Raw genomic sequence first — 22,798 nt, forward strand, 5'->3', positions numbered from 1 at the left:
AAGAACCTTGCCCTTTTGCTGGGATAAGAGGCTGGCGGGGTTGCATTTTACGGCTGTAACCTTATAATACATCCAAATTTAGCGGTCGTAGACCGGGCGGTATCTTTGCATCCTTCAGGGGGCCAGTTGCCGCGGAACTGATGAACCTGAACGAGTCTGATATTCAGGTCCGAACCCGAACAGTTTCGCGTTCATCCAATTCCCGGCCCCGGACGGATCTATTGTCGAGCCCCGGTTATCAAAATAGTCTGGCAACTATAGGAGCATTGTTCGATGAACAACAATTTTAGGAATTTTGGTCTTGTTTGCGGGGGAATCGCAGGTCTTGGTTGTGTAGCGGGCGGAATCGCTGTTTTGACAGCGGCTGTTGCCTCAGGTGATGCGATTTTCTGGGGTATGGGTCTGTTTTTCGTTGGTATGGGCTTTTTCGTTGGACCGGCAATGGTTATTTTGACGCTGGCGAATACCGAAGCCGTTGAAAAAGAGGTCAGAACCGCTCAGAAGACCGCAGGCAAAAAAGCGAGCACGAAAAAGGCTGACACGAAAAAGCCGGCTAAAAAGGACAGCAAATCCGAGGCCAAAGGCGGTGAAGATGAGCCGGTGGTTATTTATGCAGGCAATCTGCCGCACGAGGCTGGCGAAGCCGAGATCAGAGCCGCATTCGAGGCATTCGGCAAGGTTGATTCTGTCCGTGTGATCACGCACCGCAGCGGCAAGAGCAAGGGTTACGGCTTTGTGGACATGCCCGACCGAGCCGAGGCTGAGGCCGCGATCGAGGCACTCAACGGCAGGGATTTCGGCGGCAGAAAGCTCAAGGTCAGCGAGTCCCGCTCGAAAGTATCCAGACAGCGGGCACGCCGTAAGGGCGGAAATGATCGTCCGAAGGGCAAGAGTCAGCCGAATAACAAGCCAGACAATAAGCCAAGTGACGAAAAGCCGGTCGAGGTCAAACGCGAGCCGGAAGTTGTCGACTGGGACGCATCTGTAGACGACGACAGGTAATGCGAACGGACGATCTGTCCGGCTGGCGATAGGAGAACTGCGATGACAGTGGTTTCGGCGATTGTGCTGCTGTTTCTGATGATGGACCCGATCGGCAACATCCCGGTGTTTGTCGTCACGCTGCGCAAAGTCGAATCGAATCGCCACACCTACATCATCGTCCGTGAGATGCTGATCGCGCTGGCCGTGCTGGTGGTGTTCCTGTTCGCGGGCCAGTACATACTGGACATACTGCAGATATCGCAGGCATCGGTAAGCATCGCGGGCGGGATAATCATCTTTCTCATCGCGATCAAGATGATATTCTCCGGCAGCGAGAAAATATTCCGCGGCAAGATCAAGGGCGAGCCGTTCGTCGTTCCGCTGGCGATACCGCTGATCGCGGGACCCGCGGCGATGACGATGCTCATGCTGATGATGGCCAAAAACCCGCAGGAATGGTACAAATGGCTGGCAGCGCTGATCGTCGCATGGACGATCGCGGGGCTGTGCCTGGTATTCGCGGGAAAAATATCGCGGTTCATGGGTGAACGAGGCCTCAGCGCAATCGAACGTTTAATGGGAATGATCCTGACGACCGTCGCGGTGGAAATGTTCATCGGCGGAATGCGTCAGTTGCATATGATAAGTGAGTGACAGAGTATTTTTAAATGGATGACAGATTTGAAAATTCGGTCGGCATAGTCGAGACCAAACGGATGCGGGTGGTCGAAGAGGACAGTCCGCTCGTGCTGCGTTGCGGCAAGGAGCTCGGGCCCATCGACGTGGCGTATGAAACGTACGGCAAGCTCAGCGAGAAAAAGGACAACGCTGTGCTTATCTGTCATGCGCTGACCGGCGATGCGCATGTGGCGGGCTATCATAAGGAAAACGACCGCAAGCCGGGCTGGTGGGAAGACATGGTCGGCCCGGGCAAGGCGATAGATACGAACAAGTACTTCGTGATCTGCTCTAACGTTCTGGGGAGCTGTTACGGCACGACCGGGCCGGTAGAGACCAATCCGAAAACGGGCGAGCCGTACGGGCTCGATTTTCCGATCGTGACGATCGCGGACATGGTCGAGGTGCAGAAGCTGCTGCTGGACAAGCTCGGCATCAAGGAACTGCTGGCGGTAATAGGCGGCTCGATGGGCGGCATGCAGGTGCTGCAGTGGACCGTCACATATCCGGAGATGATCAAGTCGGCAGTGGTAGCGGCGTCCACGACGAAGCTCGGTGCGCAGGCTATCGCGTTCGACGCGGTCGGCAGGCATGCGATACTGGCGGATGGAAACTTCGCAGGCGGCAGATATCACGGCAAGGACACACCGGACAACGGTCTTGCGATCGCGCGGATGATCGGGCACATAACGTATCTGTCCGAGGAGAGCATGAGGCACAAGTTCGGGCGGGAGCTTCGAGAGAACAGCGAATACAGCTACGACTTCGACTCGGAGTTTTCGGTCGAGACATACCTTGACTACCAGGGACAGCGGTTCGTCGAGAGATTCGACGCGAACAGCTACCTCTACATAACCAAGGCGATGGACTATTTCGATCTGGCGCAGGAATACGGCACACTGCAGAAGGGTTTTGCGAACGCAAACTGCCGGTTCATGGTCGTCAGCTTCACCAGCGACTGGCTGTTCACCGCCCAGCAGAGCGAGGAAATCGTCAACTCGCTTGCGGCCGGAGGCAAGGATGTCAGTTACTGCAACATCTATTCGCCGTATGGGCATGATGCATTTTTGCTTGAGCCGATCACACTCGGTGCGATACTGAGCGGATTTATCGGTTCTACATACCGGCCATTGAGCGAGCGCACGGGTGAACCCGAAGAAAACGAAACTAGATCCGCTCTGCCCAAGGGCGTCAAACCCGGTGATCACGCTCGCCGGGCTCGGGTGGATTATGAACTGATCAGCTCGATGATCGACGAGGGCAGCAAAGTGCTCGATGTCGGTGCCGGCGACGGCGAGCTTCTGACCCGCCTCATCGCGGACAAGGGTGTTCGCGGCGAAGGTATGGAACTGAACCAGGACATGGTCGTTCACTGCATAAACCGCGGACTGAGCGTGGTGCATCGCGATATCGAGCGTGGCCTGAGCTATTTGCCCACGGATACTTTCGATTACGCGATCCTTTCGAAAACCGTGCAGACGCTGGACAATCCTGACAAGGTGATCCGTGAGCTGCTGCGTGTTGCGAAAAAAGTGATCGTCAGCTTCCCGAATTTCGGTCACTGGCGTTGCCGTGCAGGGCTGATGTTCCGGGGCAGGGCACCGCGAAACAAGCAACTGCCCTTCCGGTGGTACAGCTCGCCGAACAAACATTTCCTGACGCTGAAGGATTTCGACGAGTTTTGCCGTGAACAGGACATACAGGTGGAAAAGAAGATACCCCTCAAACTGGCGAGCCGGCGCCCGGCCAGATTCTGGTCCAACATACTCGCACAACAGGCAGTTTATCTCACCAGCAAATATGAAAATCCCGCTGGCTGAAGACACTTTAAAGTCAATTCATCAGGACCAGGTATTTGCTGGTCCTTTTTTACGCGCATCAGTCTGATTACCGGTAATATACCCGACATGACTCGGGATTTGCACCCAGTAATTTAATCTTTAAGAGCATAAATCGATTACATTTCCCGTATTTTTTCGGGACAATTTGCTTAAAGTCCTATATTCCATAATGTCGATTTATAGAATAACAGAACCTTTTATTATCGGCCCCTGGTGTACATATTCCCTGAAAGGACCTCTGCATTATAAACCGTGGCGGCCAGTTGGGTGATTGGCGGATGGCATGTGACTTGGGCTTTTTGGATGGGAGCCTGAGGAATCTATGGATTGCGGGCGGACTATGAGTTTACTTCGTCCGCAGGATGCTTTTTGTGTGTTTAGATCAATTAGGATGAGGAAATGCTGACAATTAAAAACAATTTAATGAGTACCAACGCTGCCCGCCATCTTGGGAGCTCGTACAGTGCACTTTCCGAATCGGTGGAAAGGCTTTCGTCGGGATTGCGGATCAACAGCGCCAAAGACGACGCTGCAGGCATGGCTGTCCGCGAACTGATGAGGGCGGATATCGCGGTATTGCGTCAGGCATCGCGAAATGCCCAGGACGGCATCAGTCTGCTGCAGACTATGGAAGGAGCGCTTTCGGTTATGGACGGAGTGCTCATACGCATGAAAGAGCTCGCTGAGCAGGCGGCGACGGGCTCCTACTCACAGGACCAGCGAAAAATAATGCATGCCGAGTTCACGGAGATGGTCGAAGAGATTGACAGGATCGCAAATACGCACGCGATCAACGGCATCGAGATGCTCAACACCGCTGACGGTTCGATCAACATCCACATCGGAACTGCAGAGACGATCGCCATCGACAAGTCCAATATGACCAGCAGCGGCCTCGGTGTAAGTATCGGCAACAGCGGCTACCAGGCGGTCTCCGATCACGGCGTGGACAGCGCAGGTGACACATGGCTGACTGTGGACGACGGCGGCAACGGCGAAAACCTCACGCTCGACATCCAGTTCACGGATACAACCAACGGCAACGAATCGGCGGTCAGCGTCGACTTCGCAGGAGCAGGCGGCGGGGCAAATTACTCACTCACTCAGGTGGTCGATGCTATCAATGCCCAGGCCGGCTTCACGATGGCTTCAGTGACAACCGACTCTGCTACCGGCAAGCAGCACCTCAAAGTCGCCAGTGAAGGAAGTACCGCTGACGGCGTTACGATCACTGCATCCACCGGAGCAAACACGACAGGTGCCGGGGGCCTGGCGGTCGGCGCGGGTGTGACCGATGCCGGCGTCACAGAGGCAGACGGGGCCAACGGCACGGATGACGGAAGAATGCGAACAATGGAAGGTGCGGGCATCAATATTCTGGATACTGCTTCAGCCGAAGATGCCCTGTCAGTAGTCGGCAGTGCTATCCACGCCAAAGATACGGTTCGGGCATCGCTAGGCTACAAAATGAATCGTCTGGAAAGCACCCGCGCGGTACTGGACATACAATCGGAAAACCTTCTCACCGCTGAGTCAAGGATATCCGATGTTGACGTTGCGACCGAGATGGCCAAGATGACCCGAAATCAGGTGCTGGCCCAGGCGGGAATCGCGATGCTCTCGCAGGCAAACGGCATGCCGCAGATGGCCCTGAGCCTGCTTGGCAGATAACAGACGCCAATACCAAAGGAGTATACAAAGGTCCTGACCCGCCCGGGTGAGGACCTCTTTTTGTCATTTTATTAGCCTCCCTTCAAATAAAACTGATCCTCAGCTAAACTCAAATCATAGACATTCGTATAATAGTTTGAGCGAATAAACTGAGTACTGATCTACAAGGAAAGGAAACTATCATGATGGGGTTGAAAACCAAAGCCGCTCAGGCCTATTTCCACGCGAAAAATGAATTCACCACGGGTCCTGTTGAAGTGGATGAAATGATAAAAAACGACGAGCCTATCAAAATCATTGATGTAAGAGGGCCGCAAGATTATGCCCAGGGACATATTCCCGGCGCAATAAACCTCCGCAAGGGAGAAGGCTTCGAATCCCTGAGCAAGGACAAAAAAAGCGTCGTATACTGCTACGATGAAGACTGCCATCTGGCAACGGAAGCATGTGAAGAATTGGCTTCAGAGGGCTACCCGGTGATAGAGCTTCAAGGTGGATTCAAAGGCTGGAAAGAACACAATTTCCCGATCGAGAGTTGATCTTCAGACAGTAATATTTAGGTTGCGGGTCATGAGAAATAAGACAGCCGTGTGGTGCGGCCGCATCTCGTGACCCGCGATTTAATGGCTTGTTATGCAATCGCCCTCACGCGGGAGCTAAGAGTGAGTCAAACCTTTCGCAGATTGTATCAACTCTTTTTACGGCTCAGAAAATTGTACAGCCATGCAAAGATGGCCCCTCCGATCAGAGCGTCAAAGAATCCCCAGACCATAGCGATAACGCTGCCCAACGCGGTGAGATTGTAGCCGAGGTAAAATCTCCCGAGGAAGAACTTGTCATCGCTGGGCCCTTCTATCGCGATCATGTACCATGTCATCAACAACACTCCCAAACCCCAGATCAGCCCGCATGCCAATGCGAATGCTTTAACATTAAGCTTCATTAGAATCACCTCCCTTCATGCTATGCGCACAAACACAGGCCCTGCTCAATCATATCGAGCAAGACCTGTTCGCCTTGTTAAAAGGCTGTTACTACCGCGCGATGTAGTAAATACATCGCAAATCCCCACACATATTTATTACTGATTTTATGACAATTGTTTGCGATCAGGCACTGATTTTTTCGGATTTCTGCCCGGACTCCAGAACCCTACTTTACAATCAGTGAAGGCCCGAATCGCAATGTTCAAAAATGTCATACCTCCTTGGACCGAGGCTACACGAAAGACCTAATACTTCCTAACCATTGCCCCGCTATTGTGTTTAAGGCCCACATAAAAGTAACGCAATGCATCGATGTGATGATCATAAACACCATCCTTGTCCGGCAGCTCAGCACCTCTGCGTCGCACATCATCCGGATAATGATAGCACTGCATCGCCTCGATAAGACGCACACATCGGGGATCGATGACCAGCGAACTCTTGCCGTCGCCTCTCCGCAGGGCCCGGCGGATAAGCTCTACCCCTTCCAGAATACCGCTGCGTCTGTATTTCGTGAGTATCCCGTAGGCACGCAGCTCACGAACAGGACTAGTCCCGGTCACATCGTTTCGACCGGCACCGGCCGGATCACAGAACGTCGCGGCAACCTGCTCCTCACGGCAGGGCGTTCGCTGCTTGAGCTGCTCTGCATGGCTGGCGATCGTAGCACGCGAACGCTGGTACTCGTCGATCACACGTACATTGCCCTCTGCATCCGTCTGCAGCCACAGACAAACGAAGGGGTTCACAAAGCCGAAATCCAGCGTACGATACAGCGGCAGATCAGGATCATACGCAACCGGCTTGACGTGTACGGCGGGCTCGAAATCCGCAAACACCACGTTCTCTATGGACGGCCGACGACAGAGCATCTCAGATTCAAAGCCTGCCTTGCTCGACCGTTTCATCTGCGTAATACAGTCATCGATTTTCAGATAGCCGTCGGCATGCCTTGCCTTGCCCCCGCAATATCCCCACAGCGGACACGTGCTGCAGCTCCGCGAAACACAACGCTCGATAACTTCCCACATACACCACTTGATGGTCGGCACCGCCATTTCTTTAGCCGAACTCACAACCTCACCCATCAGTCCATAGGGCCGGTGCATCGTGCTGATCACTTCCATCGCCGCCTTGATGCCCTTGGTACTTTGCGTTATGAATTTGGCCGCCTCGAAAACGTCACGGTCGAAAAGCTCAACCTCATCACATCGCAACTTATGGACATGCGATCCCCGCACACTTTTAGCGGACTGCGTGAGCACCTGCACTTTCGAACCGTTGATGAACTGACACCGTTCCTTGAGTATGCGTCCGTCGACAAACTGCTCGAACCCGCGACCCAGAAAACCAACAAGATAGTCGTACATCCTGCTGGCCTGCTCACCCGATCCGCCAAGTATCCGAACATCACAGCCGGGCTTGAACAGACAGTCGAGCAGCGTCGCGATCGCAGCAATGTGCGTCTTACCGCCCGCCCGGTTCGCCCAGACCACCGCGTCGCCGTTGGCCCCGGCATTGTCATCAGACGCCATGTTCGCATCATCCGCCGAAATCAGCATAGCGTCCGCGTTTGTTTTGCCCGTCGATTTGTCTGCAGACCAGCAATGCCACAGGTAATCCATCGGTGTATCATGATCGCCGCAAACCCGGACGTCCGGAACATCCACACCCAGGAAAACCTTGATATAGTTCTTTATATCCGAACGGCCGGCAGGTCGGATCATCCGCAGGTCTTCATAGATTCTATTTGCGCGCCCAACCTCTACATCTCGCCCCATAAAACTCCTCCTCTATCTGAAATGCTTTTAAGAAATGGTCCTACCGACTGAGCCGTGTCAATGGCTCCGTACTGCACAAGAAAAAGACCGCGTCAAATGTTGCAATTGGCCCCGCCTTCATTCATCCAGTTGCTGTATGCGCTGCACGTGTCTGCCGGCCTCGAACTCTGTCTCCAGCCACAGCTCGACGATCTCCAGCACCTCCTCTATCGCCAGCATCCGCTGACCCAGCGAGAGAACATTCGCATCGTTGTGCTCCCTGCTCAGCCTTGCGCTGCGAAGATCCCATGCGATCGCACAACGAATACCTTTCACACGATTAGCGGTCATAGCTTCACCGTTACCGCTGCCGCCCAGTACGATGCCCCGTTCGAACTTACCCGCCGCCACCGCCTTGGCAACCGGCCGAATAAACTTCGGGTAGTCCACCGATTCCTCGCTGTAAGTGCCGAAATCCTTGACTATATGACCCTTCTCTTCAAGTAACTTCTTTATCCTCTCTTTGTATCTGTAACCGGCATGATCTGATCCGATCGCGATGTTCATGGCGTCATCCTGTTGAATAGCAACTTCGTTTTCAAGACTTATTAAAAGTCCGCAATTATACGCCCGAGCCCGAATCGCTCAAGCCATCTTTATCATTTTAATGCAATTATTAATATTTTTGCCCAGGCCCACTCTCTACGCAACCGTAAAAATCATCAAATTATCCGAAACAGGTGACCGCCGACAAATATCTCACAGCCGCAGAAATTTCTCGCTCGAAATCACATCATTAACGCTCGCTCAGCTATCCTTTTTCGCTTTACCACCTCCCGCCATCACTTCCAGCAATCTGCTGGCCATTTGCGTCGTCAACCCCTCTGCCAGTCGGACATCATCCGCATCCTCGACAGGTTTATCCTCGGGCATCGGCAGCGAAATTATATCCAGACACGCCTTTCTCGCTGTCTCCTCCTTCTCCGAATCCGTAAGCTGCACAAGCTTCATCGCCGCCATCTGCGCATACCGACTGATCACCATCTCGCTCTGCAGCTTCGCCGACCGCATCCGACATCGCAGTTCGCCCATGAACGTTTCTTCATCCATCCACCGCCGGAATACCTTGCGACTCAGCTTATGCTTTCTAAGTATTTCCATCTCATCCACACCGGTGAACAGATCCTCTATCACGCGAAGTTGTTTTGGCGTCAAACCGCTGGATTTCTTTTTAGCCATTCTGCTCTCCCGCCTCCTCGTATGCCCGACATATTTTCACCAGCGCTGCTGCCCGCTTCTGGGCCTTAGTACCCGCCTCTGGACACGCCTTCGCGATCGAATCACGAACAGCCTCTTGCTGTTCCTCTCTCAGATAGAATACCTCGGGCACCAGCATCTCAGGCTTTGCCGGCTTAGCTTCAATACAGCTCTCACGCAGATCCTTGAGCGTCTGAATACTCGCCTGCGTTTCGTTGGTGATCTTCGCAAGATCATCGCTTGAATACTTTTTCGCCAACTGCTCGATCAGTTCACGCTTCTTCTGCAGATCATCCTGCCCGCCTAGCCGATTCAGCGTCGCCAGCAGAACCATCGTCTCATCATCATCCACATCCCAGACGACACAATCCGCATGCGTACGGTCAAGCTCCATCAGAGCCTTACGCCTGTGATGGCCGTTAATGACCTGATAGTCTCCCGCCCGCGATGGGTGCTTCCGGACGACGATCGGTTCGTAATTACCCGTCCTATCGATGTTTCGAACAAGCTTTTCAAAAGTTGACTTGTTCATCCTGTTCGGATTGGCTTCATGCTCGACAAGCCTGCTCAAAGGCAGACGACAGATCTTATTCTGTGCCATACTTTCCTCCTGTTAGATCAGCGTTTCGACTTTGTTTATCGCCACGTTTCCAGCCGGGATCGAACCAGTAATAATATACCGGCCGTTCCCCCAGCTTGCTTATGATGTAGGCGGTTCGTTCAACACCGTCCGGCATGTTCTTGCGCCGACCGTACGCCTGAAGGAATCGCCGAAATTCGTATTCGACGATCGACCGCAAATCCGGCTCGAGCGTTCCCAGCTTCGCATGCACCGCCGCCGGATCGACGAACTCTTCCTCTTCGATACCCGCCGCACTCAGCAGCTCGATCAGTCTCGCCGCCCGCACCGGCACGGCTCCGCGTATCGAACTCATGCCGGCCCGCTCCAAAAACGGGTTGACCTTGCCCATCACCGCCTGTGCCTCCACGAAAGGAACGTTCATCTTCGGCATGGTTTCGCGAACCAGCCGAGCCGCAAGACCAAGCCCCCGATACCTTGGCTCGATCACGACACGGCTGATCAGACGCACTTCCCGATTCAGCATCGCCAGACCGAGACGCCTGTCCCCGAAACCGGCATACCGACCATCCGTCACGACATTTCGCAGCGCAAGGTTCGGCACCGGCATCGAGTAGACGATCGCACCTACAACACCGCCCTTTTCCATCCCCCACGCCCGCTTGTCACACATCGCGAAGATAGCCGCATAAGGCCCAAGAGACGTATCGCGGTAGTGAAACCGTGCCAGCCTCTGATACTCTGCCCGACCCGCTCGCTGTATGATCAGGTTGTCCGCAACGCTGCACGTTTTGCGCTTTGCATCCATTCGCCTATCGATCCGCCCGGCCATCACCTGCCTCCCTCTCGCGCCTGATGACCTCCGTTCGCCCGCCCAGCTCGATCTTGACGATAACATCCGGCCGAAGATCCGCCAGAAAATCGTCACGCGCGCCGGCCAGCACAAATATCTTCTTGCTTCGTCTCGCAAATCGCGCGATGTTGTGAGCTATCACAGCCGCCCCGATGCGATCGAGGTTAGAACAGAACTCATCCGCGAATATCACTTGCGAATCACCCGCAATCGCACAAGCCAGTCTGTAACGATACTTTTGCCCCTCACTCAGATTCGCCGGCTTGTTCAGCACCGTAAATACATCGCTCAGACCCGCCTTGCTCAGTGTCAGCAATTTACCCAGCGTGGTCTCTCCCGCAATGCAGTCGACTAGCGTTTGCGTTTCGCTAAGCTCGATATCCTCCAGCCGCACCTTCTGCTCCGTGGTCGCTTCATACAATTCCCGCAGCAGCGTACTCTTTCCCGATCCGCTCGGCCCCGACAGATAGCATATCTGCCCCGGCTCAATCGCCAGATCCAGCTCATACCTCAGCCCGCGCTCGCGCATCGTACCGACACTGATACCGAACATCCGCATGACCTTGCAGACCTGCTCACTGATCTGCCCATGCCATGGATACACCTTCGCCGCGTTCAATTCGATCATCTTCTCCTCCTTTCAAAATCCTCGACCCCCAAAATGACAGAACCTTCATCTCCCCCTTTTACCCTCCCCGGCTCACCTTGCGGCCGAACCAGATATGAACGTAGATTCGGCTCAACGCACAGTCCGTATCATGCCCCCTGACCAGGCTTGACCAGTCGCTGAATATTCATCAGCGCCTTCCTCACACGATACACACTCGTGCCGCGCTTTCTCGCAATTTTCCGCTGACTCAGCCCTTCCAGAAAATAGTCCCTTGCCACAAGCAGCTCAAATCCCTCAAGCGAGCTCCTGTTCCTCAAACAGGTCAGATACTCGCTGTTGATAAGCCTGGCCACCAACCGATTGATCCGCCGTGCTATCGTCGCCTCATTCACTCCCGCAACCCTCGCCATCTTGCTGAAGGTCTCGCCGTGGTCCAGATACATCTCCATGATCGCCCGGTCCTTTCCGCTCAGAACCTCCGCCCGAGCTCGAAGCATATCGATCCTGCCCGCAAAAACACTACCACGCCCGTCAGATGCCTCGATCTTATTCAGATCAACTGTCACTTTACTCATCTATTCTCTCCTCACTTAGTTGGAAGACTCCTTCCAGCTATTTGACTCAACAGTCTACCTCGATTTTGAACAAAAACCTGTAAAACTCACATACCCCCTTAGAATGCAACCCTCAAAACAACTCACTGCTTAGTATGTTAACTATTTACTTAACATAGCTGATATTTTACTATTTCGCAAATTTTATGCAAGCACAATCTTCAAGAATGCAAAAAAACTCTATTCATCCCAAGCTTCAGCCACCTTAGAATAATCGCTGATAGTCCGGTTTTATTGGGATATTCCTTCTCATTTCAATTGCCGGATAAAGCCCTAAATGTCGTAAATTAAGGCATTTATGGGAATATAGTGGAAATCCACCAACCGATAGCATATAATAAGCTAAGTGACGAAGGAAACAGGGTGTTGAAAGGTTTTGGCGTGATAAAATATCATATTTTATTGCTGTTCGTTTTTTGCGGTTCTTCCCTGGCACAACTTACGCGTTACGTCGACAAGGCTCAATTTGTAGATGCCGTGCCGCCAATAGTTGCCACCGAAAGCTTCGAAGACTTAGCGACCGATGCATCTTCCGCGCAGAGAAACACCATCGAACTCGCACAGGTAACCATCAGTACCCTCGACACAAGTCTTTCAGTTCACAATACTCCTGAATACGGTCAGCAGCCAACAGACGGAAGCCAGTACGTCCGCATCAGCGGCGGTGATGAGCCGGGAGGCAGAGAAATTACGTTCGACTTCATAACCCCCGTAAACTGGTTCGGTCTGAACATAATCGACTGGGGTGACGGCACCGTCAACGGTTCCGGCGAACTGGTCGCACGCGTCGACTGCACCGAATACATCGACATAACACAAGGTACCAAACCCGACGGCAACGTGACATTCTTCGGATTCAGCTCAAACAACCCGTTTGACTGTATCACGATTTACAACGACATACCTACTGATTCGTGGGCCATCGACGAGCTATATTTTGCAACGCCAGAACCCGCAACGGCCGTGATTTTTGCAGCGGGCACCCTAATGCTCGCCCGCCGTAGAAAGAAATAAGAAGTTTTTACGCCGCGGAAATAAAAAAACAAGGCGTGGTCATTAGAGTAAGTAAAGGTAAACGCGTCTTTACACTTGGGTAAGGCAATGTAGTTCACTTCTATGAATACTGCTTCCGATTGCCTTGGCATACTCGCCGAAATGGAGGTGAGTCATGACACAGAAAATTATCGACTTCGATAACTTCAGTCCCGTAGTCCGCAAACTCTATCATTTTATGAGCCCGTGCATCCTTTGCCCACGAAAGTGCGGAGTTGACAGGATTGCAGGCGAAAAAGGTTACTGCGCGGTCGGACCGGAACCGAGGGTCAGTTCCGCAAGTTCTCATTTCGGCGAAGAGTCCATCCTGGTTGGACGAGGCGGCTCAGGGACCATATTCTTTGCCGGCTGCAATCTCGGCTGCATCTTCTGCCAGAACTACCGCGTCAGCCACCAATGCATCGGCGACGAAATTACCGTCCATCAATTGGCGGACACCATGCTGGACCTGCAGGTCAGGGGATGCGAAAACATCAACCTGGTTTCACCAACCCATCAGATACCTCCAATAGCGGCCGCCATCGAAGACGCACATAAACGAGGCCTGACCCTGCCGATAGTTTACAACAGCGGTGGATATGATTGTGCAAATACCTTGAGTCTGTTGGAAGGCCTGATCGACATTTACATGCCCGACATGAAATATTCGAATGTTCAGCACGGCTTGCAATACTCCGATGTCGGTGATTATCCGGGCATAAATTACTCTGCAGTCAAAGAAATGTACAGGCAGGTGGGAGATCTGCAGGTCGAAAACGGGATCGCGCTCAAAGGACTGATCGTGCGTCACCTGGTTTTGCCTCACGATCTGGCAGGCAGCACCGCTATTATCGATTTCCTGGCCTCCCAGGTAAGCCCGCATGCAGCGATCAACATAATGGATCAGTACTACCCGGCTTATCACGCGGGCGAATACGAAGAGCTGTGCACAAGCCCCCAAGCCGACGAGATCGCAAAGGTCAAAGAGTATGCGCATAAAAAAGGCTTGCGGATAATCGACTGACCATCCACAAGCCGTTCTGTTGCAGAAGGCTTCTCTTAGTTATCGCCTTCGATCTCTTTTTCCATCTCGTCTACAGCATCTTCGAGATTTTCCTCGGTGACCTCACCGGCCTCTTCCATTTCCTCGCCGGCCTCTTCCATTGTTTCTTCGATGTTATCGCCCGGCTCTTCTTCGCCGCCGCATCCCGTGATGCTGAACGAACCAAGAACCATGATCATAACGATCGCAAGTAATTTCCTGACCATAATTTGCCTCCAAAAATAGATTAGTTTTGCAAAAACGTTTATTTCCGTTAGTCCGCTTTACTGATCTGAACCTGCTTCTTTATCTTCGTCGTCTCTGTCGTCATCTTTATCTTCATCCTCATCCTCGTCCTCGTCCTCATCTTCATCATCATCGTCCATGTCGTCCTCATCATCCGCTTCATCATCGTCATCTGCTTCGTCGCGGTCAGAGTCTTCTTCCTTATCCTCCTTGCCCTTTTCTTTTTCAGCCTTGTCCGCCTCGCCCGTAACAGCCTTTTCCATTCGGCCGGCAATCCTTTCCATCTTGCTGTCGTACCGCTTCTGCTCCTTTTCCATCAACTTCTTAACACGCTCAACGACCTTCTCGTTTCCCGTTTCCTCAGCGACCTCCAGCATCTTTTCCATCCTGGCCTGCCGCCTGAGATGCTTGGTCTTTTCGCGATCGAGCTGCTTGGCTATGGCATCCATTCGCTGGCTGAACTTGTCCGCCTCGGGACTCTTACCTCTGCCCCGCTCGGCTTCCTCTGACCTGCCTCTACCTCGCTGGGCTTCCTCACCCCGACCCCGGCCCTTACCGCCGTCACCTTCGCGATCGCGTTCACGCTCTTGTTTTCGTTCTTCATCCCTTTCCTGCTTCCTTTGCCTCTCACGCCTCTGCTCACCACGCTCCTCGTCATCACCTTCATCATTGCGGGCTCTTCTGCCCCGGCCGCCGCCTCCGCGACCCCGACCGTTTTCCTGATCGTTATCGCTGACTTGTCGACCTCGGCCCTGACCCCCTCTGCCTCGACCCTCATTATCATTCGCCCCCATTACCGAGCCGCTCAGCCAGAAAAGCACTGCCGCCGTCATCAGAATTGTTACTGTACGTCTCATTCTCTTCCCCTTTTGCTCAAGATCATAATTGTCACATGCGAATAAAAATAGTCAAGCATCAGCCCTTCATCATCTCGTCAATGAATGCCTCCGCCTTCTGGATCGCTTCTTCCATGTCATCGACCAGCACATCGACTCGCGACCTCATATTCGCCAGTTCATCATCCAGTGAAGCTATCGCGACTGCGTTTAGATTATGCTTCAAAAACAAAACCTGATCCTCGAATGACTCCAGCACCGGCTCCATTCGAGCCTCAGCCAGCCGCATGGAAGTGATCAGACCGTCATAATTAGTACGGGTCTGCCGCAACTGTCTCGCACTTGCACGCCGCAGCTCATCGCTGGAATAATCGTCGAGCTCCGCCTCCCATTCATCGAACAGGTCCTCAGCAACGTCTTCCACTTTATCGATACGTGAGCTGAGTTTGTTTGCGGCATCCTGACTTGCATCATACTCCTGCTTCATACCGTCGTACATCTCCTCCAGCTCACCGCCTTCGAAGTCGACAACAGCCTCGAACTGACTCAGTGCGGACCGGAACTGGTCTTTCGCTTCGTTCTGACTGTCGCGTGCCGCCTGAACGCGGTCAACGAGTATATCGCGTTTTTCGACGTTGAAACGTTCCATCACCCCATAATAGGCATTCTCACAGCCCGAAAGAAAAACACCCCCCGCAAGCAGCAGTATGCTCATCAGTGAGTTCAGTGTCATTCTCATAAATACCTCGCATCTCGTTGCAAACTCTTGTGCCCAACTAACTATCCAAGCGACAACCTTGGTCGCCATAGGTATCCAGACACTTAAACTGTACTGAATCTAACACGTCCATGCTCGATTGTCCAGCATATAAAACCAATCCATGATGAATACATTTGTAGATTTTATCCCGCGACCTGTAGAAATAACCGCCAAAATGAATTGTTTGAGGTGCCCGCAAGCTATGGTTGGAATGATTTGCACCCGGATAGAACTGCCTGCCCCTCAAAACCTTAACTTTCCCGGCTCAGCAAAAGGGTTTTCACCCTGCATTATTCAAGATATGCGCGCAAAAAAAGCCCACGCAGAACGTGGGCGGGTGTCGGGTTCGGAAAGGGGGAACTGAACGAACCCGACCGAGCTATATGTAACGAGGAGATTTTAACTTATTATCGTACTTTACACTTGCGCGTTGCCGACATACCAAGCATACCAATACCCAGCAGCGCAATCGTTGCCGGCTCAGGAATGACAGGGTAGAACGGATCATCATCATCGCCGCCGAAGTAGATGGGCGTTCCCCCACTTGCGGGGCTGATACCACGGCCGGGATAGAAACCGGTGGACGGCACAAGATTCGAACCGCCAGCAGTAGCTTCACCCGTCGCATCGGCGTCGTCGAATTCCTGGAACAGACTTTCAGGAACCGAAAGATCTGCCACGGTTTGCGTAGTATCGCTCGTGCTCTGGCTGTTTTCATTTACAGCGCCCGTCGTATTCGGATCTTCTGCCATACGCGGCACGAATACATATTCATCCGCCCTCGGCAGAGGCTCCGCTACAGGCGGCACTTCATCAAGAGACAATGAAACATCTGCTTTTTGCGGGCCGAGATCGAAATAAGGCCCGGCAGCTGCGGTGCCGGCAAACGCAAGCAACGCCATAACTGATAGAAGGATGTTGATTCTCATGTTCCCTCCCTCTGCGCCAGTCGGAAACCGGCTGGCTGGTTCATCATTATCTTATGTCTTTCTTCCGATTAACATTATAACAATGGTGGTATATACATATCTATAAAAAAAGGCCGCAGGAAACATAAAAATGTCTCCCAACGGCCTCTGCGCGATGTTACGGTTGTTTTTATGGGCGGATCAGGTGAAATTTTTTGCTGTATCCGCCATTTTTTTCGGGAAAATCGCCATTTTCAGTACTGCTATTAACGATCTCCTCAGATAAGCGGAGTCTTACCGGGTGTTGCCGCCGGACGGGTCTCCACAGGTCCGAACTCGTATGCTTCCGGTGAAAGATCAAGCTTGGATGCGTTTACGAGCCATTTCCAGCTCAAAGCCTTGCCCGTGTACGCACTCATGCGACCCATAATAGCGGTCAAACAGCTCTCAGCCACCCGCTGTCCCTCGTTGAGCGGTTCCCCCGCACGAATACTCGCAATAAGGTCAGCGTGTTCCACCACGTACGGATTCTTCGCCTCACCAGAAAATCGCCATTCATTCTCGCCGCTGATCCACTGTCGCGGATCCGAAACGCCCTTCGTACCCACCAGCCGTTCACTAACCCGGGTCGCGGTATTAGGCGTCTGCCGGCACATGCTCATAACTCGGGCGCCGTTGTCGTATTCAAACTCGATCGCGAAATGATCGAAAATATTGCCGTACTTGTCCTCGGTACGGACCTCTCTGCCGCCCATACCCATGGCCTTTTTAGGCGGCCCGCCCATGGCCCAGTTGATCACATCGATATTGTGCACGTGCTGCTCGACAATGTGATCGCCGCTCAGCCAGGTGAAATACAGCCAGTTCCGACACTGCCATTCCATCTCGGACCATTCGGGTTTCTTTTCCTTCACCCACAGCCCGCCCATGTTCCAGTAGCACTGCCCGCCGACTATCTCACCGATCGCACCGTCATGGATACGCTTCATGGCCTCGATATAGCTCGCCTGGTGTCTCCGCTGCGTACCGGCAACGATACCCAGCTTCTTGGCTTTAGCCTGCTTGGAAGCCTCGATCACCTTCCTTGCCCCTACAGCATCCACGCATACGGGCTTTTCCATAAACACGTGCTTGCCCTGACGGACACATTCTTCAAGGTGGATCGGCCTGAAATGCGGAGGTGCGGCAGTGACAATAAGGTCCACTTCTTCAATGGCACAGACCTTCTTGTAGTTGTCAAAGCCCGTAAACATGGTCTCAGGAGTAACCTTGACGCGGTCAGCAAAATCCTTCTTCAGCCGCCTCAGCGAGCCGTCAAGACGATCCTGGAAAAGATCGCCCATCGCGACCACCTCGACCGCCGGATCGGCCCGAAGACAATCGATAGTGGCTCCTGTCCCGCGTCCGCCGCAGCCTATCACACCAACGCGGATCTTCTCTTCGCCCGCCGCGAACACGCTTGCGGGCCCAGCCACCGCGGCCAATGATACCGCAGAAGTTGCTTTGATGAAATCACGTCTTGAAAAAGACCGTGGGGTGCTGATATTTCGCTCCATTTACATCTTCTCCGTTTAAACTATCAATTTTCAAACGTATACCCATAACCGCACGCCCATGCGGCCGTTCAGAGTCGGACAGGCCAGCACCCTCGCCTTGCCGTTTCGACATCTGTAAAAACAAGACGTTTATTTCGCAGCTTCTCTTCCAAAAAAACTGCGAAGGATGCCATTTTTTTAAAAAGGACCAGATTTTCCGGCCTCATACGGACCTGACCCACCCTGCTAGCCGCTCAGCGTCCAGCCCTTGCGGTACTCTTTAGCTAACAGACTGTTTGCCTTGGCATTATTTGTTCGGCCAGTTTCGCCGTTGTATTCGATCTTCTCGCCCGCACGATACGCCACCAGCCCGAGCATCATCTGCTCGATCATCAAACCCGCATAATCAAAATCACACGAAGTCTTCAGATCGCCTTTGCAAGCATCTATCCACTCCCTCTGGAAGTGCCCCATCGGCTCGGCAACCTCTTCTTCCTTGCGAGGCTCGAAATACGTCATATCCGCATCCGGCCCCCACGGTATGACCAGCCTGGAGTTGAAATCGCATACGATAAAGCCCTTAGTGCCCTTGAACATCGCACCGTGACCTATCCGGTTCAGATTGACGTACTTGCGCGGCGAATTAGGCATCATCCCGCCCTGATACCACATGACGTTGATCGGGCCCCGCCAGTCATTCGCCGGATGCCGCCACGTCATCTGCAGTTCCACCGGCGTCACCTCCGGATCATACTTCTCGCCTTTCGCTTCAGCAGTCTCAGGGCGGCCCGCATCGATGGCGTTCCATATTATATCCATCGTATGACTGCCCATATCCCCGACCTGGCCCGTACCGAAATCCCAGTACATGTTCCAGTTCAGACAATTCGCACCCGGCCGACCGTCAAAATAGCCCGGATTGTACGGATGGTGCTGCGCCGGCCCGAGCCACAGATCATAATGCAGATTCTTCGGCGGCTTGCCCTTGCCAGGCAGATAACCGTCCTTGCGAAGCTGCCGGTTCCCCCACGCTCGTGCATCCTGCAGTTCACCTATCGCACCGTCACGGATCAGCTCGCGAACCCGTTCAAAATTCGGATACTGGTGCCTCTGCGTACCCACCTGCGTCGCGATCTTGCCGCGATTCTTCAGATACGTATCACGCACCACCCGAGCCTCTTCCACGGTATTCGCCAACGGCTTCTCACAGTAAACATGCAGCCCACGGTTCATCGCCCAGTTCGCAATAAAAGCATGCGTATGGTCCAGCGTACAGCAAACTACCGCATCCAGATCCTTCTGCTCGAGACACTTCCGCCAGTCTACATAATGTTTCGCATTTGGAAAAGTCTTCGCCGCATGAGCGATATGCTCCTCGTCCACATCACACAGCGCAACCACGTTCTCACCCTTGAGCACGCCGTAATGCGCCCGCGCCCTGCCGTCACAGCCGATCAGCGCGATATTGAGCTTGTTGGAAGGAGCGTTCTCCCCCGCAAGTACCCCGCTGGGAAGTATCACCAGACCTGTTGCTGCCGCTGCGCCCTTGAGAAAATCACGACGACCAATGTTTGCCGCTGCCATATCATACCCTTCCATTTTGACATCATGAAACATTCGCGAGGCCAACATCTGCCGCGCCTATCCTTTTAACGCCCTTGCCCTTAATCTGGGATCAGGTCCTTCAGCGGATGCGTACTCACACTTCGAAGCTGTCCGCCTCGCGATAGGCCTCGATCAGTGCCTTTTCGCCTTCTTTTCCCTTCTTGCTTCGCCCGTGCTCCATGCACAGCACACCCTTATAGCCCTTCTTGTAAAGATGCTTGAAAATATTCTTGAAGTTGATCTCACCCGTACCAGGTTCCCGCCTGCCCGGATTGTCGCCCAGGTGGAACGCCGCGATCTGATCATACGCCTTGTCAATATTGCGGATCAGATCGCCCTCTGTGATCTGCTGATGATAGACGTCATCCACGATCTTGCACGCCGGATGATCAACCGCGTTACATATCTGATAAGCCTGGGGCATCTTTGTAAGGAACAGCCCCGGATGGTTCAGCTTGTTCAGCGGTTCGAGCACTATGACCATCTCCGACCCTTCACATGCTTCCGCGCACGCCTTCATCGTATCTACCACGTTCGCGGTCTGATAACCCCAGTCGGTCCGCTGATTGTACCGCCCCGGCACCATCAGCGCCCACTTACAGTTGGTTCGTTTCGCAACCTCTACGCCCTCTTTCACGCGATTTACCAGCATATCGCGGTCTTCCTTCTTGCCGGTAACCATCGATTCGGTCCCGAAATCGGCATACAGAACGAAAGGCCCCATCTGCATCTCATGTTTGGCAAGTTCCGCGGCGATCTTCTTCTGCAGCTCGGGCGGCTTCCGCATAAGCCCATTGTCAAAAATCGCCGTAAACCCCTGATCCGCCATGAATTTGATCTGCTCGATCGGATCCGTACCCGCATGCTCCTTGAAAACACCAAGCGAAGGCGCATAGCCAAGCTTGAATTTGCCCGGAGCAGGCTGCTTTTCCTCGGCCCCCAGCACGGATGAAGAAGTTGCGGTTACCGCTGCTGCACCTGCAGCAACGCCGGTTGAAATGAACGTTCGTCTATCCATAATTAATCTCCAAATATCGACCTTAGATTACGCCGATTGTATGAAATATACAGCCAAAACGCAAAGGCCGCGTTCAAAATATGCCACTGGTAGATTTTCGAAGGCCGGCAAACCACAAAACTCTTTGTTTACATCCGAGTGGTTTAGTGTATTCTTAGCAGTGTATGACAGCAAAAACAGACACAGAAAGTATCAGAGAGATTGACCATGGCTGACCAAAGAAATAGATCTGATGCATGTCGCTTCAGCGGCCCCAACTCCACTTTCACTGCGATCGCACTTTTTGCCCTGCTCGTCCTCGCGGTCTTTTTCATGTGGCTGCTTCGCGGACTACTCATGCCCGTCTTCATAGCCCTGCTGCTTGCCTACGTCTTTCACCCGCTTATCTCATGGCTCGATAAACATTGGTCCTGGCCTGCCTGGCTCTCCGTCGTCGCCTTGATCCTGCTGACCGCAGCCATCTTCGCCGGCTTCACCGTCTGGCTCCTGCCCGTAGCGATAAACCAGACATCCAACTTCCTGCAGAATCTGCCCGATTACACCGAACGGGTAATAAGCCCCATAACCGAAGAGTTCCAACTGGGCGACGAGGTTCGAAATCAGATCGAAAAGTATTCCCAGGACCCGAAAAAGCTTTTGCCCTTCATCGTCAAAGGCACAATGAGATCCCTCGACGTTCTGGGCAATTTCTTCGCTTCGTCCACCTACGTGCTCATGTATATCACGCTGATGCTCGTATTCTTCGTGATCTTCTCCATGCACCTCGGCCCGTTTGCCCAGTGGTTCACCCAATTCCTGCCGGCCTCGAAAAGGGATGAGGCAATGACAGCACTCAACAAGATAAACGACGCAGCCTACGCATTCCTGAGAACACGCCTGCTCGTCGCTCTCATACTCGGATCCATGTTCTCTATCGGCTGGGCCATTGCAGGCGTACCCTACTGGTTCCTGCTCGGCGTCATCTCCGGCCTGCTAAGCATCATACCCTACGCAGCAGGCATCGGCTGGATCGCTGCCGTGCTGCTAAACGTGCTCGAAGCTCAGAACGGCATCGCAGGAGCCATCGTCTGGCCCACCGTCGTCTACGGCGTCGCACAGATGCTCGAAGGCTGGCTGCTCACACCATACCTGCAGGGCGAAAAACTCAACATCCACCCAGGCGTGGTACTCTTCGCGGTCCTCGCCGGCGGCACACTCGCGGGCCTGCTCGGAATGCTCCTGGCAATACCAATAGTCGCCGCAGCACAAATAATCTTCACCGACCACATCAAACCAAGAATGCTAGAATGGGCAAAAGCAAACTAAGACTGACGGCATGTTTTGCACCGATAAGCACCGACAACTTCATTGCTTATACCGCTATTTCAGTCCCCAGTCGCACGGACAGTAATCGAGCCACAGTTTCGCAAACAATGCAAAATCCGCAAAGTCCACCTGGTAGTCACGATTGAGATCAGCCGCATAGATGTAGCCCGATCGCAGCCATTGACTTGCAAACCGCTCGAGATCCTCCAGCTTCACAATGCACACCCTTGCTCCATATGGAGCCAGCGAGGCGCTGTTGAAATTGATCCAGCCGATGTTCTCCCCCCACGCCCAGCCGGAGAAATAACCATCGGCATCGATCTTCACCCCGTAATCAACTTTTGAATTCGGGACCTTGGGATCAAAATTGATCCAGCCGACGTTCTCGCCCCACGCCAGACCGGACAGATTCCCCTGCCCGTCATTTTTCACCCCGACTGCCGGATCCGACGAACGCGGATATAGATTTATCCACCCCACAGACGAACTCCACAAGTAGCCCATGACTTTGCCGCTGGTAACTTCCATACCGTCACCGTTCGCCTTAGCGTCGATCCAGCCGACGTTTTCCGACCATACGTACTGCTCTTCTTCATCATATGGATCTATATTCGTTGCCCACGCAGAAGCACCAGCCAACATGACAAGCATTAAGATAATTAGTCCGGTACGCATCG

At 53.2% G+C, this 22,798-nt stretch carries 24 protein-coding genes; 8 read left to right on the forward strand and 16 right to left on the reverse strand.

The features are described 5' to 3' along the window. Nucleotides 1-273: 273 nt before the first annotated feature. The 5 genes from STSP2_RS00465 to STSP2_RS00485 all read left to right on the forward strand — a co-directional run bounded on the left by STSP2_RS00465 (nt 274) and on the right by STSP2_RS00485 (nt 5,713). A complete protein-coding gene (locus STSP2_RS00465) occupies nt 274-1,002 on the forward strand; it encodes an RNA recognition motif domain-containing protein (protein WP_205847946.1) in 729 nt (242 codons plus the stop codon). A 42-nt stretch (nt 1,003-1,044) separates the two neighbouring features. Then, the gene (locus STSP2_RS00470) at nt 1,045-1,638 is read left to right on the forward strand and encodes a MarC family protein (protein ID WP_146658818.1); all 594 of its coding nucleotides are present in this window, start codon (nt 1,045-1,047) and stop codon (nt 1,636-1,638) included. Between the two features lie 14 nt (nt 1,639-1,652). Beyond that, on the forward strand, nt 1,653-3,482 hold the full coding sequence (gene metX / locus STSP2_RS00475) for a homoserine O-acetyltransferase MetX (RefSeq protein ID WP_146658820.1): 1,830 nt from the start codon (nt 1,653-1,655) through the stop codon (nt 3,480-3,482). 420 nt (nt 3,483-3,902) lie between these two features. Continuing rightward, nucleotides 3,903-5,174: a flagellin N-terminal helical domain-containing protein gene (locus tag STSP2_RS00480; protein WP_146658821.1), complete on the forward strand. Its 1,272-nt coding sequence runs from the start codon at nt 3,903-3,905 to the stop codon at nt 5,172-5,174. 182 nt (nt 5,175-5,356) lie between these two features. Then, nucleotides 5,357-5,713, forward strand: coding sequence for a rhodanese-like domain-containing protein (locus STSP2_RS00485; RefSeq protein WP_146658823.1), 357 nt, complete (start codon nt 5,357-5,359; stop codon nt 5,711-5,713). 149 nt (nt 5,714-5,862) lie between these two features. Here the strand turns inward: STSP2_RS00485 and STSP2_RS00490 are convergent, their stop codons facing one another. The 8 genes from STSP2_RS00490 to STSP2_RS00525 all read right to left on the reverse strand — a co-directional run bounded on the left by STSP2_RS00490 (nt 5,863) and on the right by STSP2_RS00525 (nt 11,795). Continuing rightward, complete coding sequence (locus tag STSP2_RS00490) at nt 5,863-6,117, reverse strand: bacteriophage holin (protein WP_146658825.1); 255 nt, start codon at nt 6,115-6,117, stop codon at nt 5,863-5,865. A 288-nt stretch (nt 6,118-6,405) separates the two neighbouring features. Further along, on the reverse strand, nt 6,406-7,941 hold the full coding sequence (locus STSP2_RS00495) for a phage terminase large subunit family protein (RefSeq protein ID WP_146658827.1): 1,536 nt from the start codon (nt 7,939-7,941) through the stop codon (nt 6,406-6,408). Nucleotides 7,942-8,058: 117 nt separating this feature from the next. Further along, nucleotides 8,059-8,487 carry a ribose 5-phosphate isomerase B gene (gene rpiB / locus STSP2_RS00500; protein WP_146658829.1) on the reverse strand — a complete coding sequence of 143 codons (429 nt, stop codon included), beginning with the start codon at nt 8,485-8,487 and terminating at the stop codon, nt 8,059-8,061. A 240-nt stretch (nt 8,488-8,727) separates the two neighbouring features. Next, nucleotides 8,728-9,159 (reverse strand): hypothetical protein, encoded by a 432-nt coding sequence (locus tag STSP2_RS00505; RefSeq protein ID WP_146658831.1) that lies wholly within the window; start codon nt 9,157-9,159, stop codon nt 8,728-8,730. Continuing rightward, complete coding sequence (locus STSP2_RS00510) at nt 9,152-9,778, reverse strand: ParB N-terminal domain-containing protein (RefSeq protein WP_146658833.1); 627 nt, start codon at nt 9,776-9,778, stop codon at nt 9,152-9,154. The genes STSP2_RS00505 and STSP2_RS00510 overlap by 8 nt, the downstream gene beginning before the upstream one ends. After that, nucleotides 9,765-10,589 (reverse strand): hypothetical protein, encoded by an 825-nt coding sequence (locus STSP2_RS00515; RefSeq protein WP_146658835.1) that lies wholly within the window; start codon nt 10,587-10,589, stop codon nt 9,765-9,767. The genes STSP2_RS00510 and STSP2_RS00515 overlap by 14 nt, the downstream gene beginning before the upstream one ends. Further along, on the reverse strand, nt 10,570-11,238 hold the full coding sequence (locus tag STSP2_RS00520; RefSeq protein WP_146658837.1) for an ATP-binding cassette domain-containing protein: 669 nt from the start codon (nt 11,236-11,238) through the stop codon (nt 10,570-10,572). Before STSP2_RS00520 ends, STSP2_RS00515 begins: the two co-directional genes overlap by 20 nt. Before the next feature lie 128 nt (nt 11,239-11,366). Then, a complete protein-coding gene (locus STSP2_RS00525; RefSeq protein ID WP_146658839.1) occupies nt 11,367-11,795 on the reverse strand; it encodes a hypothetical protein in 429 nt (142 codons plus the stop codon). 405 nt (nt 11,796-12,200) lie between these two features. Between STSP2_RS00525 and STSP2_RS00530 the strand changes: the two genes are divergently transcribed. Both STSP2_RS00530 and STSP2_RS00535 read left to right on the forward strand, forming a co-directional pair. Further along, nucleotides 12,201-12,848 carry a PEP-CTERM sorting domain-containing protein gene (locus STSP2_RS00530; protein WP_169852875.1) on the forward strand — a complete coding sequence of 216 codons (648 nt, stop codon included), beginning with the start codon at nt 12,201-12,203 and terminating at the stop codon, nt 12,846-12,848. Between the two features lie 154 nt (nt 12,849-13,002). Further along, nucleotides 13,003-13,890 carry a radical SAM protein gene (locus STSP2_RS00535; protein WP_205847947.1) on the forward strand — a complete coding sequence of 296 codons (888 nt, stop codon included), beginning with the start codon at nt 13,003-13,005 and terminating at the stop codon, nt 13,888-13,890. Between the two features lie 35 nt (nt 13,891-13,925). Here the strand turns inward: STSP2_RS00535 and STSP2_RS00540 are convergent, their stop codons facing one another. The 7 genes from STSP2_RS00540 to STSP2_RS00570 all read right to left on the reverse strand — a co-directional run bounded on the left by STSP2_RS00540 (nt 13,926) and on the right by STSP2_RS00570 (nt 20,816). After that, a complete protein-coding gene (locus tag STSP2_RS00540; RefSeq protein WP_146658842.1) occupies nt 13,926-14,135 on the reverse strand; it encodes a hypothetical protein in 210 nt (69 codons plus the stop codon). Nucleotides 14,136-14,192: 57 nt separating this feature from the next. Next, nucleotides 14,193-15,011, reverse strand: a complete 819-nt coding sequence (locus STSP2_RS17435) for a hypothetical protein (RefSeq protein WP_205847948.1) — start codon at nt 15,009-15,011, stop codon at nt 14,193-14,195. A gap of 58 nt (nt 15,012-15,069) precedes the next feature. Further along, a complete protein-coding gene (locus STSP2_RS00550) occupies nt 15,070-15,729 on the reverse strand; it encodes a DUF2959 domain-containing protein (protein WP_146658844.1) in 660 nt (219 codons plus the stop codon). 428 nt (nt 15,730-16,157) lie between these two features. Beyond that, nucleotides 16,158-16,679, reverse strand: coding sequence for a PEP-CTERM sorting domain-containing protein (locus STSP2_RS00555; protein WP_146658846.1), 522 nt, complete (start codon nt 16,677-16,679; stop codon nt 16,158-16,160). A gap of 257 nt (nt 16,680-16,936) precedes the next feature. After that, nucleotides 16,937-18,214: a Gfo/Idh/MocA family protein gene (locus STSP2_RS00560; protein ID WP_146658848.1), complete on the reverse strand. Its 1,278-nt coding sequence runs from the start codon at nt 18,212-18,214 to the stop codon at nt 16,937-16,939. A 225-nt stretch (nt 18,215-18,439) separates the two neighbouring features. Beyond that, nucleotides 18,440-19,777, reverse strand: a complete 1,338-nt coding sequence (locus STSP2_RS00565; RefSeq protein WP_205847949.1) for a Gfo/Idh/MocA family oxidoreductase — start codon at nt 19,775-19,777, stop codon at nt 18,440-18,442. Nucleotides 19,778-19,892: 115 nt separating this feature from the next. After that, nucleotides 19,893-20,816: a hydroxypyruvate isomerase family protein gene (locus tag STSP2_RS00570; protein WP_146658852.1), complete on the reverse strand. Its 924-nt coding sequence runs from the start codon at nt 20,814-20,816 to the stop codon at nt 19,893-19,895. A gap of 207 nt (nt 20,817-21,023) precedes the next feature. Here STSP2_RS00570 and STSP2_RS00575 point away from each other — a divergent pair, with 207 nt between their 5' ends. Beyond that, on the forward strand, nt 21,024-22,121 hold the full coding sequence (locus STSP2_RS00575; protein WP_146658854.1) for an AI-2E family transporter: 1,098 nt from the start codon (nt 21,024-21,026) through the stop codon (nt 22,119-22,121). A 54-nt stretch (nt 22,122-22,175) separates the two neighbouring features. On the opposite strand, the gene STSP2_RS00580 is transcribed toward STSP2_RS00575, so the two are convergent. Beyond that, nucleotides 22,176-22,796 (reverse strand): hypothetical protein, encoded by a 621-nt coding sequence (locus tag STSP2_RS00580; RefSeq protein ID WP_146658856.1) that lies wholly within the window; start codon nt 22,794-22,796, stop codon nt 22,176-22,178. Between the last annotated feature and the right edge of the window lie 2 nt (nt 22,797-22,798).

This window comes from Anaerohalosphaera lusitana, from assembly GCF_002007645.1.
Taxonomy (GTDB): Bacteria; Planctomycetota; Phycisphaerae; order Sedimentisphaerales; family Anaerohalosphaeraceae; genus Anaerohalosphaera; species Anaerohalosphaera lusitana.